This is a genomic window from Moorena sp. SIO4A1, assembly GCF_010672065.1.
Lineage (GTDB): Bacteria > Cyanobacteriota > Cyanobacteriia > Cyanobacteriales > Coleofasciculaceae > Moorena.
The window spans coordinates 262898-274774 of sequence record NZ_JAAHHX010000007.1 but is presented as its reverse complement, the minus strand read 5'-3'; the positions used below and the strand labels follow the sequence as shown (position 1 = coordinate 274774).

General features: G+C 43.9%; 8 protein-coding genes and 1 tRNA gene. 4 read left to right on the top strand and 5 right to left on the bottom strand.

The features are described from left to right. Positions 1 to 385: 385 nt before the first annotated feature. Positions 386 to 649 (bottom strand): hypothetical protein, encoded by a 264-nt coding sequence (locus tag F6K53_RS07850; RefSeq protein ID WP_293029301.1) that lies wholly within the window; start codon positions 647 to 649, stop codon positions 386 to 388. Between the two features lie 581 nt (positions 650 to 1230). Beyond that, positions 1231 to 1356: a hypothetical protein gene (locus tag F6K53_RS07845; RefSeq protein ID WP_293066141.1), complete on the bottom strand. Its 126-nt coding sequence runs from the start codon at positions 1354 to 1356 to the stop codon at positions 1231 to 1233. 300 nt (positions 1357 to 1656) lie between these two features. Between F6K53_RS07845 and F6K53_RS07840 the strand changes: the two genes are divergently transcribed. The 4 genes from F6K53_RS07840 to F6K53_RS07825 all read left to right on the top strand — a co-directional run bounded on the left by F6K53_RS07840 (position 1657) and on the right by F6K53_RS07825 (position 6585). Beyond that, a complete protein-coding gene (locus F6K53_RS07840; RefSeq protein WP_293029297.1) occupies positions 1657 to 2946 on the top strand; it encodes a peptidoglycan DD-metalloendopeptidase family protein in 1290 nt (429 codons plus the stop codon). Positions 2947 to 3085: 139 nt separating this feature from the next. Further along, positions 3086 to 3158 (top strand) — tRNA-Arg (locus F6K53_RS07835). A 251-nt stretch (positions 3159 to 3409) separates the two neighbouring features. After that, positions 3410 to 5992, top strand: coding sequence for a sigma 54-interacting transcriptional regulator (locus F6K53_RS07830; protein ID WP_293066136.1), 2583 nt, complete (start codon positions 3410 to 3412; stop codon positions 5990 to 5992). Positions 5993 to 6018: 26 nt separating this feature from the next. Beyond that, positions 6019 to 6585, top strand: a complete 567-nt coding sequence (locus tag F6K53_RS07825) for a Uma2 family endonuclease (protein WP_293029288.1) — start codon at positions 6019 to 6021, stop codon at positions 6583 to 6585. A gap of 218 nt (positions 6586 to 6803) precedes the next feature. Here the strand turns inward: F6K53_RS07825 and F6K53_RS07820 are convergent, their stop codons facing one another. From F6K53_RS07820 to cysC, 3 genes are all read right to left on the bottom strand, one after another. Next, entirely contained in the window at positions 6804 to 9110 is a 2307-nt protein-coding gene (locus tag F6K53_RS07820) for a caspase family protein (RefSeq protein WP_293066133.1), read from the bottom strand. 608 nt (positions 9111 to 9718) lie between these two features. Continuing rightward, positions 9719 to 10906 (bottom strand): sulfate adenylyltransferase, encoded by a 1188-nt coding sequence (gene sat, locus F6K53_RS07815; protein WP_293024147.1) that lies wholly within the window; start codon positions 10904 to 10906, stop codon positions 9719 to 9721. A gap of 125 nt (positions 10907 to 11031) precedes the next feature. Beyond that, positions 11032 to 11568, bottom strand: a complete 537-nt coding sequence (gene cysC / locus F6K53_RS07810; RefSeq protein ID WP_293024150.1) for an adenylyl-sulfate kinase — start codon at positions 11566 to 11568, stop codon at positions 11032 to 11034. Between the last annotated feature and the right edge of the window lie 309 nt (positions 11569 to 11877).

Genomic DNA, 11877 nt, shown 5'->3' with positions numbered 1-11877 from the left:
AAATTCTCCCCATCTCCCCATCTCCCCATCTCCCCATCTATTTTTGGCGAGAATGAAACAGCCCTGCAACTTTGGGGGAAGAGTCAATTTGCTTCTAAAAGTCCCCCAAAATTGGGGGACCAACGGGGGCTTGGATGTAGCAAATTAGACTTCTCAGACAACCTCTTAAGAACTCTTATATTCCAACAACATAACTTTGACTTATTCTGACTCGAAGCTCCTGAATTAATATTACTAAATTTTAGAGCTTTTAAGTGCAAGTGCAAGATATGAAAATGGGTAATGGCTTGGGAGTAATCAAAGTTACCAATTTACCATTACCCAATTTTTACAATACTGATGTTACCGAATATAATATCAGCATTATTCAATTTAGGTTTACCAATTAAGTGCGGGATAGCTTAGCTGAAATCGCTGTTTTATTAGCATCCACATCTTGTTCCTGAACTAAAGAAGCTTTTTTTATAGAACTCTTCTCCAGATTAGCAATCGGGGCAACAATTGGCCAAAAAACGGTTGCTATCGTCAACACTATCCAAGATATGCGGATTTGCTCAGGAGATAAATTAGTGTCTTTCTGGAAAGCTTGAAACCAGATCGCAAAAAAGTATAGAGCGCCAGAAACGTAAAATCCTGCTAGTACCGTCATAACTAAATTTTATCCTAATATTGGTTAATTACAAGTTTTCATTCGGTCTGATTGACTGAAAACTCTGATGAGATCAAATCCGGTTAATTACTGGTTTGTTAACTATTCCCTCTATGTTTGGTAATGGGGAATGGGGAATCATCAACTACTCATTTCCAATTACGAGTTACCAATTACCCGATCAGGGATATAATAATTAGTTGACCGGATTTGAGATCAGCTACATTTACAGAGTTACCGAAAATTAGGCTAAAGTAACAGTTTTAGTGAACAAAGGGCTAAATTCCCCCAAAGTGAATAGTTAGGGAACGGGTAAAGGGGAACCGAAAACAGAACGATCAAGTCTTATGTTGCCTGTTGTAATCTGCTAAAAAACGAGATATATACTGTACTTCACGGAATTTTAACCCGCTGTATACTTGATTTCCCTTACTTAAATAGACTAGAGGACTGAGGTTTGTGCTTAGGTTGTTGCTAGGGTTTGTGGTGTTTACTTTCGTGTATAATTTCCCAGCTCAAATGTAAGCATTCAGAGGTCAGAGGTCAGAGGTCAGCCGTCAGCCGTCAGCCAAAGGCTCACGCTACTTGAGATGCTGACGTAACTCAGCATTATTCCAATGCTTACCTGTTTTATTCAAAAGCACCTCAAGTAGCGTGCCACAGGCTTTGGCCTTGGCCTTTAGGCCACGCGGGGCGCGTTTGGCCACGCTGTGCGAACGACGCTGGGACACATAGCGGATTAGCTGATAGCTGATAGGTGATAGCTGATAACTGATAGCTGATAGCTGATAGCTGATAGCTTACGATACCTAAATAGTAAACACCAGTCCCCATAATGACAACACTAATGCTTTCCCCTCACTATTCACTATCGGCCAGTAGTAGTAGATAATATCCAAGGAGTGTTTAACTTTCGTCAGCATCAATTTATATAGAACTGATCTACAACCGTTGACAGCTGTATTCGGGAATTTTTTCGATGATTGTTCACAATACTGAGATAGTCTGTGGTTAAGGAAATCCGGCAAAGGGCAACCTATACCAAAAACGTCAACCCGTCTGGTAAGGTTAGGGATTGGTATGGCTTACACGGGATAGGGAGAGTTTGTCTAGGCTGTGTTCTTTGGCTGCTAATCGTCACAATTCCAGGGAGTACTTCTCCCTCACCCAACCCAGGAGTAGTAAACCCAGAAGTAGTAAACCCAGGAGCAGTAGATACCCTGCAACAGATACAGCAACATATTGAGCAGCAACGGTCTACTATTATTAAGGAAAGCGATCGCATATCTAATGTGGAGCAATCTGCCCAGAAGAAGCTGGGTGTGATTGAGCTTAATCTCAAGTCCACTGATACGGCTAACCAGGATTATAATGGGCAAATCCAACTGGCTAACCAGCGTCTAGACCAGTTGCAGGAGGATTTAGCAATTGCCGAGAGAAGCTATTACGAAAAGCGTGCTGCAATCATTGCTCGACTGCGTTTTCTACAGCGCCAGCCCAATGCTGAAGTTGGGTCGAATCTCCTCCTCAAGAGTCAAGATATCAACGAATTTCTGGCTCGACGCCGCCGATTGAAGTTAGTCTATCAAACAGACCAGAAAATCTTAACTAGTTTAAAAGCTGAAGCCGACAGCATTAACCAACGCAAAACCGAGATAGAGGCTCAGAAAAACCGAGTTTCCCTACTTAAACAACAACTCCTAGCCAAAAAGAAGCAGTTTGAAGCCCAGCTGAGGAAACAGCAACAACTGATTGACCGACTTAACTCTAACCGACAAGCTTTAGAAGCATCCCAAGCCCAGTTAGCAGAAGATTCTAAAAATCTTGTCATCTTGATTCAACGAGAGATTGCCCGTCAAAACAAGATTGCGGCAGCTAGGAAGGCAAGGCTTCGCAAAACTTTTGTTTTTAATACTGGTCAGCTGCTTTATCCCAGTAATGGCTCCATTACCAGTAGTTTTGGTTGGCGACGTCACCCCATTCTAGGTACATCTCGGTTCCATTCTGGAATTGACTTTGGGGCTAGTTATGGCAGTACTATTCGAGCAGCAGATAGCGGTATAGTAATTTTTGCGGGTTGGTATGGTGGCTATGGCAATACAGTAATTATTGACCATGGCGACAGTATTGCTACCCTCTATGGTCATGCCAGTAGACTATTGGTGAGTAAGGGAGAATCGGTCAAACGAGGAAATGCGATCGCAACTGTTGGGTCTACGGGTTTCTCTACCGGTCCCCACCTCCATTTTGAGGTTCGTAAGAACGGTGAACCTGTCGATCCGGCAAGTTATCTCTAGCCGATGGCACTTGCTAAGGCAGATTTCAAACAGTTTACACTTCTCGGTGCTCAAGTCCTGTATAGTTAAAACTGGCAATAGTGTGCTATTATCAAAGCTAATAAGATAGAGTAACTAAGATATAGTCACTCAAGCATAAGGGCGCGTAGCTCAGTGGATAGAGCACCAGATTCCGGTTCTGGGTGTCGGGGGTTCAAATCCCTCCGTGCTCGTTTGGATAAATTAACATAGCAGTCTAAATTGTATTCTTCAAAGGGCTAGCTCTGGCGTTAGGCACGACCAGAGCTAGATTATAGTGAAAGTTGTAGATTTACTTATCATTTGGGAGCTTGAAAGGGCTTCTTCCCAATTATTATTCAGTTAACAATAAACAATTAAAAATAAACAATTAACAAAATTTTCCTAACCATAATAATATTTTGATTAACTGAACTTCCCATCATTGTTTATCCCAGAGCCAATCATGACCATTCCAGACTTAGTGACGTGGCTAAAACAACGAACTGCTCTGAGTATTTTGACTCAGGAGGTGTTACAGAATCTAGCACCTAAGCTGGAAGAGCGGATTTTGCCCGCAAACCAAACCTTAGTGCTAGCCAACACCCCTCCCGCAGGATTATATATTCTCCGCTCAGGTCGGATCGAAAGCAATACTGAGGATTGGCAAGCTGTGGGTTTACTCCCTGGGGCAGTGATTAATCTACAAGCTCTATTATTGAACAAACCTGTTGAGCAAACCTTAATTACCCTCAACGAATGTCAGTTTTGGTTTGTCAGTGCTTCCGAATTTCGGGCACTCGTGGAACACTATCCAGAAATTACCCAGGCTTTCTCCCAACAACTGGCTGAAGAAGTAGAAGAGTTATCCGCTCAGCTAGCCTATGAACAAGAGCGTCAAACCATCTTACGACCGTATCTGGTTAGTAAAGCTAAACGGGGGATTATTGGGAAAAGTCGCTATGGGGTGCGACTGCGATCGCAAGTTAAACAAGCAGCGGAAAACCGCGAATCGGTGATAATCTTCGGAGAACCTGGACTAGAAAAAGATAACATAGCAGCCTTGATTCATTTTAGTTCTCCCTATCGGCGAGAAGCCATGATTAAAGTCGATTGCTCTAAATTACAAGCCAGGGTCGCAGAATTATTTGGTCGTGCAGGGGGAAAACCTGGGTTAATTGAAGCCTTAGGTCAAGGAACTCTACTATTAAATAATATTCAAGAACTTAGCCCAGAACTTATTCCAGAAATCGCTAATTTACTTAGAACCAATACCTATACTCCAGTCAACCGTTCCCAACCGGTAGTCGCTCATGGGGGAGACCCCCAAGACCGCGCTACCTCAGAACATACAGATGTTGCAGCAGCCAACGTCTCTACTAGTCAGGCTCGGATTATCATGATTGCCGAGAGAAAACTGCCAGAGATTGATTCGGTGGCAGAAAAATTGATTAAAGTACCACCACTACGGGTACGAAAAGCCGACATTGGTGACATAGTCAACTACTATATTAGTATCATATCTCGTGCTAAATGTATTAATAAAAACCGGATCACTCCCGAAGCATTACGGCGATTACAGGCGTATGATTTTCCCAATAATCTCAGGGAATTATACAATTTAGTTGAACGAGCCATTGTGCAGCTAGAAGGATGTTCAGAAGTAACCGAAGAAATTATCTGGCCCTCCCAAAGTAAGAAAAATAAATTCCGTCTCAATCTCTTAAATTCTTATCCAGGGTTACGTCGCTTTCTCCGCAGCCCTTGGTGGCCAGACCGGATTAATTATGGCTTTACCTTAACCGCTTTTGCGATTATTGTTGCTATTTTATTTATCGGACCCCAGAATCGTCAAGAAAACTTTGCGCTTAATTTATTCTGGGCGTGGTGGTGGCCCTTAGTATTAATTAGTTTTCCCTTTGTGGGTAGGTTATGGTGTGCAGTTTGTCCATTCATGATTTATGGGGAAGTTACTCAGAAATTATCCCTGTGGCTATTTCCCCGTAAGTTAAAACGTTGGCCCCGAGAACAGGCTCAAAAGTGGGGAGGTTGGTTTTTGTTTGGCTTATTCTTCTTGATTTTATTGTGGGAAGAATTGTGGGATTTGGAAAATACCGCTTATCTTTCCGCTTGTCTACTGTTATTAATTACAGCGGGTGCGATGATATGTTCCGCTATTTTCGAGCGACGCTTCTGGTGCCGCTATTTATGTCCCATTGGCGGCATGAATGGCATGTTCGCTAAACTATCGATAACGGAATTACGAGCACAACAAGGGATATGTTCAGCGGAATGTAGCACCTATCAATGTTATAAAGGTGGTCCCGAAAAAGGGGAGGGAATGGAAACGGATGGCTGTCCCTTGTACTCTCACCCAGCACAATTGGAAGATAACCGGGATTGTGTGTTGTGCATGACCTGTTTGAAAGCCTGTCCCCATCGTTCAGTAGAAGTGAATTTACGTCCTCCAGGTATTGAATTGTGGACTACCCATGTGCCTCGCAGTTATGAGGTAGCTTTGTTATTGTTATTGTTAGGAGCAGTGTTTTTGCACCGTTTACCAGAATTGCAAGAAAACCTGGGGTTAGGGTGGGATTTGAGTCAGTTTTGGACTCATGGTTTGCTCTCGGTAACAGTGTTGAGTTTACCAGCAATTGTCCCACTATTGGCTCAAGGAATAATGGTAGGATTATATCAGGTAAAAGAAATTCGTAAGCCGAGTTATTTTGTTAAATTAGCTTATGGATATTTACCATTAGTGTTAGCTGGTAATTTGGCTCATTATTGGCGGCTTGGTTTAGGAGAAGGGGGAAGGATTTTACCGGTAATGTTTGCTACGTTTGGATTGAGTGGTGAAGGATTACCTGTGTTGGTAGCCCATCCAGCAGTAATTGCATTCTTGCAGGGAACTACGTTAATTTCAGGAGTACTTTTATCCCTGTTTTTGACCCATAAGATAGGACGTCAACCCTTTAGTTTGTTATTACCACACCATGTGAGTACGATAGTTTTAGGGATTAGTTTGTGGTGGATTATTGTGGGGTTTTGATATAATGATATCGTGGTTTTATAAAAATGCAAAAACTAAAAACTAGACTGACCCTGGAAGAATTTCTGGCAATGCCTTCGACCGATGTAACCTATGAATTAGTTGAGGGGGTTGCAGTACCGAAAATGTCTCCTAAACGTTTTCATGCTAGGGTAAGTGGTGCTTTATATACACTTTTGGATCAGTGGTGTCAGGAAAAGGGTGAAGTCAATCCAGAATGGACAATAGCCTTGCAACGTCACGGTCAAGACTGGGTACCTGTACCTGATTTAACCTACATTTCTGTTCAACGTCTGCCCTCAGAAGTTATAGAAGATGAGGCTTGTCCAGTACCCCCAGAGTTAGCCATTGAAATTATCTCACCGGGACAAACCTTTGGGCAATTAGCCGAGAAAGCAACTGATTATTTAGAAGCGGGAGTATTACGAGTTTGGGTTGTTGATCCTCAGGCGAGAAGTATCACAGTTTTTTATCCAGATGCGCCACCACGGACTTATACCAAAGCTGCGCTGATCACTGATTCGCTTTTTGAAGGCTTGGAACTTACTCCGGAGCAAGTGTTTGGGAAAGCGAGGTTACCTAAGAAGGGTTAATGACTCAGAATAAATAAAATTTATGTTTTTGAAATAACCACAGTTATAATAATAGTTTAACCAAAAAAATAACTAGAAATCCTTAGTTATTTTACAAAAAAATTCCCTCTCCTCACACTGTTCCCCCTGTTCCCTGTTCCCTGTTCCCTATTTCCTCTTAAACACTTATGCATCAATTGTTAATTGCCAATTAGCAATTGACAATTAACAAGCTGAAATTAAACCACCCGATAGAGAAAACTTAGAGTTGCCCAAGTATTGACATCCAAGGCGTAGGAATCAGCAGCTATACTGAGGGAAGAATCTAGGGAATTTGCACTAGCATCATGTATGTCTTGCAACACCGCCTTGGCTACGTCCAAGGGGTTAAACAAATCATCAATTGGTGCTCCGATTCCGCGACGAGATGGCACAGCGTCGAGAGCTTTACTGGCCTCAGTGAAGGGAGAGCGACTGCAAATCAGTTGCATTTCCACCATTCCACTAGGACCTGAGACAATCCCACCAACAGAAGCTACGGCTGATGGCAGAGTTAGGGTTTCCCCAGGAGCAATTACAGCATCTTTGATAGATGGAGAGTTTTCTGAAGTCTGTGATGTCTCCAAAAATGGCAGTTCATATAGTGCGATCGCATTGCCATTGGTATTAAAGCCTAATAGCAAGAAATAGATCGGTTGGTCACCGTAGTTTTCGATCTGATAATGGAGACGACTCCCTACCGGCAAAATAGGAACACCTGCTTCTGCCACAGTTTTTGTCAACTCAGCCTGAGATTTAGCTTCACCCTCAGCTACCAAATCTACCCGTGAGGAGGAAGCCGTCCGTGATGTTTCGAGTTGCATCACTAGCTTTTGCTCTGGTTCAATCATCTGTAGGGATACCCGAATACCTAGACCGGAAGACCCATCATTAGCAGTTAGTCGCAGCAATTTTGCTGCCAGCAAGGTGTTCAGTTTACCAGCCAATCCCATAGCTGCTGACTTCACGGCTACCCCAGCTTCCCCAACTCCATTGGGTATGGGTTGACCGTCGAGATAGAAGATTCCATAACCCCCTCCCCCAGCATTTGTGGAAGAGAGTGCTTTGCCAAACAAGTAATCAGCAGGTTGTTCCCCTGCTTGCACTACCGATGCAGCAGAGATACCAGAAAAGGCACTGGTAGCATCTACTCGTTCAATTCGTTCTAGGTTCCCATCCAGAGCTACCGTTATACCAATATTACGGGGTAACACCCGGACAGCTTCTTGCACCAGCTGCCCAACTTGTAGCTGATTGTTATTATCAGTACTAGCACCAATAAATTTTGCCTTAGCAGTCAGACCATCTTTAGAGGTTATTTGTAGTTGGGAGGCTCCCGAGTTAGCACCGACTAATTCCAATACAGAGTTATTGCTATAGTAATCCACAACTGTTGCTGGTAATCCTGCCAACCACAACTGTGCAGTTTGAGCATTATCTTCCACGGCGGTGACCACACCATCCGCTCCCATGCTAGGGTCAGGGGGCAGATAATAGGTAGGTATTGGCTCAAGACTACTTTGACCCCCTAGCCTGGGCTGTTGTTGTGTACCTGTCAGTTGATTAACCATCACACCAGCGTGACTCAGGCTCACCTGACTTGTCGTTGTTGGTATTGCCTGCCACAGATACTGAGTAAGAGCATAGGTAAATAAGCCAGCACTGAAACCATTCCATTTAGCCTCCATGGCCATTTGATTTGGTTCAGCAGCGGTGAGAACCAGACCTGCCATAGGATTCATCGATCCAGGCACAACCGAGACCGATTTCTGGTTTACCATCCCTTTCCCAGAATCCTGTATCCGCCGCCGCAGTTGCTCTTGAAAAGCCAGTTCGTCCCGACTAGCCTCTTGGGCTGGTGGGTTAGTACTAGAGCGTACCTTAATATTTCCTTGGAGGAGGCTATCAGCTACCGTGTGGCTAGTATCAAGTACTGTAGTGACTTGGTCAGTGAAGAGCGATCGCAATAGCAAAACTAGAGTTTCTTCCAGTAAATCGTTGGCTACCTTAGGTTTTTTTTTGGTCAGGCTCCCATCTACTGGAACCAAGCTATTTTGAAGTGCAACAGACGTATCGGTTTGATACCCTTGAGATAGCTTGACCTGGCTACCGAAGCCACTGAAGTGGAAGACTACCACATCACCCGCTTTCGCTTGCTCCGTCAGATGTTCAATAAAAGCCGTTTCAATATTTTCGCGAGTCGCTTGGTGATCTTTAAGTATCAGTATATCCTTCGGGTTGAAGCCAAACCGATGAATCAATAGTTCTTGTTGTAGTTCTACATCAGTAACACAGCCATCCAAGACTGTGCTACGAGGATACTTGTTGATACCCACTAGTAGGGCTAACTTTCGCCCAAGGGGTTGTGCTAATACTTGGAAGTAACGGTCTATTCCAGGAACAGCTAAACCACTATTCCCTAGGAGGGATAGTAATGTTTCACTTACTCCTAATGTTGCCAATCCCAAACTAGCTTTTTGCAGAAAAGTCCGGCGATTAAGTCCCATATCCGCGCTTCAGCTTTCAGATTTCAGCTATCAGCCTACCAGGATTGGCGCTCCCACGGCCACAAGCCGTGGGATTCCCAGTTGAGCTAGTTCACTAGTTCACTAGTTAAAGGTTTAACGCGATGGACTTCGTCCCGCTTTGCTGCGAAGCGCGTGGCCGAAAGGCCAAGGTTACAGGTTGAAGGTTATTTGGTTGAAGGTTGAAGGTTGAAGGTTGAAGGTTGAAGGTTATTTGGTTACAGGTTACAGGTTACAGGTTGAAGGTTATTTGGTTACAGGTTACAGGTTACAGGTTGAAGGTTATGTGGTTACAGGTTACAGGTTACAGGTTACAGGTTGAAGGTTATTTGGTTACAGGTTACAGGTTACAGATTGAAGGTTATAGGTTTAAGGTTATAGGTTTAAGGTTACAGGTTTAAGGTTTGGAATATAACCAAATAACCAAATAACCAAATAACCAAATAACCGCCTCACCTCCAACCTTCAACGGTCTAACCTCCAACCTTCAACGGTCTAACCTCCAACCTTCAACAGTCTAACCTTCAACCTTCAACGGTCTAACCTTCAAAGGTCTAACCTTCAACGGTCTAACCTTCAACCTTCAACCTTCAACTCCTCTCGTGCATTGCCTTAGCCAGTTCTGCTGCCACTTCAGGTCGGGAAAATTCCGGTGGTGGTAATTCTCCCTCACGCAGCATTTTCCGTACCTTAGTACCGGATAAATGAATCCTCTGCTCCGGTGTACTTGGACTAGTCTTGGCGGTAGCCATACCTTGGGTGCGAGTGCAGTAGAAGGCGTGCTCAAACTTCATCGGCATGATCCCCAACTCACCTGGCTCAAACTCACCAAAAATGTGTTGGGCATCATAGGTGCCGTAATAGTCTCCCACACCAGCGTGGTCTCGTCCTACAATGAAATGGGTACAGCCATAATTCTTCCGTACCAAAGCATGGAAAATGGCTTCTCTTGGGCCTGCATAACGCATGGCAGCAGGGTTAATTGCCAGAATCACGCGGTCATTGGGAAAATAATTCTCCAACATGATTTCATAGCAACGCATGCGCACATCGGCTGGGATGTCGTCGCTTTTAGTAGCACCCACTAAGGGATGAAGGAATAGACCGTCTACGGTTTCTAGAGCACATTTGATGATATATTCATGAGCCCGATGAATGGGATTACGGGTTTGGAAACCTACCACTGTTTTCCAACCCCGTTCCGAGAACATGGCTCTCGATTTTTCTGGATCGATTTGGTAGGAGGGAAACTGGGGATGGGGTAACCGTTCCAGTAACCATACTGAACCAGCTAAATTAATCTCTCCCTGGTCATACACGACTTTCACACCAGGATGCTTGTCTTCATCAGTGCGGTAAACTTGCACCGCTTCATGGGTTTTGTCGTAAGAATATTTTTCTGTCAGTTCTAATACACCAATAAACCGACCACTGGTATCATCCAAACGGACTAACCCCCCCTCTTGCAGAGGGGCAGCTACTTCAGAGGTAACCGAGAGGGTGATCGGAACTGACCACGGTAGGTTATTGGCTAGACGCATCCGGTCTACCACTGATTCGTAGTCTTCTTTGGCCATGAAGCCAGTCAGGGGACTAAAGCCACCGATAGCAATCATTTCAAGGTCGCTGACAGCCCGTTTATCCAGTGTGACTCTGGGCAGAAATTCAGCTTTATCCAAAAATTCCTGCCGTTGTTCAGGTGTAGCGACACGGTTGACCAGTTGACCACCGTGAGCTGGGATAGTTTGTGAAGGATGGCTTAACACCGGGCTTTGCATACTCTAGGAATAATAATTAGGTTCTACAATTGTCTCAAGAATTGTCTCAAGAATTGTCTCAAGATACGACTCCCACTCCAAAGCGTGTACGTGGAGTCCTTTAGTTAAGGTATAAAGATTCTGCTTCAAGTACTAGAAATATAATTTAACTCTTCCAGCTTTTTCAGAACTTTGTCCACACTTTCTGATAATTCTTCTTGGTCAGTGCGACATTCTACCTCCGGATTTAATGGTGGCTCATAGGGGTCATCAATACCAGTAAAATTCTTAATTTCTCCATCACGAGCTCGTTTGTAAAGTCCTTTGACATCTCGGCCTTCGCAAACTTTTAGGGGAGCATTAACATAAACTTCTACAAAGTCACCAATCCTTTGCCTGACCTCCTCTCGAATTTCACGGTAAGGAGAGATAGCGGATACCAATACAATAACTCCATTGCGGGTTAAAAGATGGGCAACAAAGCCAATGCGGCGAATGTTTTCATCCCGGTCTTCTTTACTAAATCCGAGTCCTTTGGTTAAGTTCTGACGGACGATATCCCCATCCAAGACTTCGGGCTTACATCCTTTGGCGTTTAGTTTTTCTTCTAATGCCTTAGTAATAGTGGTCTTTCCAGCACCACTAAGACCAGTTAACCATACTGTAACACCACGATGTTCCATTAAATTTATTTACCTCCTAGATTTTTTGTTGACATGAGTTGGATTTGGTGTGGATCGGGTATTGGTATTTCAGCTGAACACCAAACTCAACCTCGTAAGTCCTATGGCCTTTAGTCTCGGCTCATTTATAACAGATGCTTCCCTTCCGTAGCATGCTTTTGAGATACCCCAACTTAACGTAGTAGAACGAGTCGGATTGCCCTCGAATTATTTTCTGTCACATCCCCCCTATAGTGGCTTACCCTAATGGCAATTTAATGGGTATTTTTGCCCTTTTTCAATGCTAACCTTCTGAAAGTCTCAGCAACC

What these genes read in the sequence shown, in the direction of transcription:
- F6K53_RS07850 (WP_293029301.1), bottom strand. Translation starts at nt 649, where the DNA reads ATGACGGTACTAGCAGGATTTTACGTTTCTGGCGCTCTATACTTTTTT.
- F6K53_RS07830 (WP_293066136.1), top strand. Translation starts at nt 3,410, where the DNA reads ATGACCATTCCAGACTTAGTGACGTGGCTAAAACAACGAACTGCTCTG.
- F6K53_RS07825 (WP_293029288.1), top strand. Translation starts at nt 6,019, where the DNA reads ATGCAAAAACTAAAAACTAGACTGACCCTGGAAGAATTTCTGGCAATG.
- F6K53_RS07820 (WP_293066133.1), bottom strand. Translation starts at nt 9,110, where the DNA reads ATGGGACTTAATCGCCGGACTTTTCTGCAAAAAGCTAGTTTGGGATTG.
- sat (WP_293024147.1), bottom strand. Translation starts at nt 10,906, where the DNA reads ATGCAAAGCCCGGTGTTAAGCCATCCTTCACAAACTATCCCAGCTCAC.
- cysC (WP_293024150.1), bottom strand. Translation starts at nt 11,568, where the DNA reads ATGGAACATCGTGGTGTTACAGTATGGTTAACTGGTCTTAGTGGTGCT.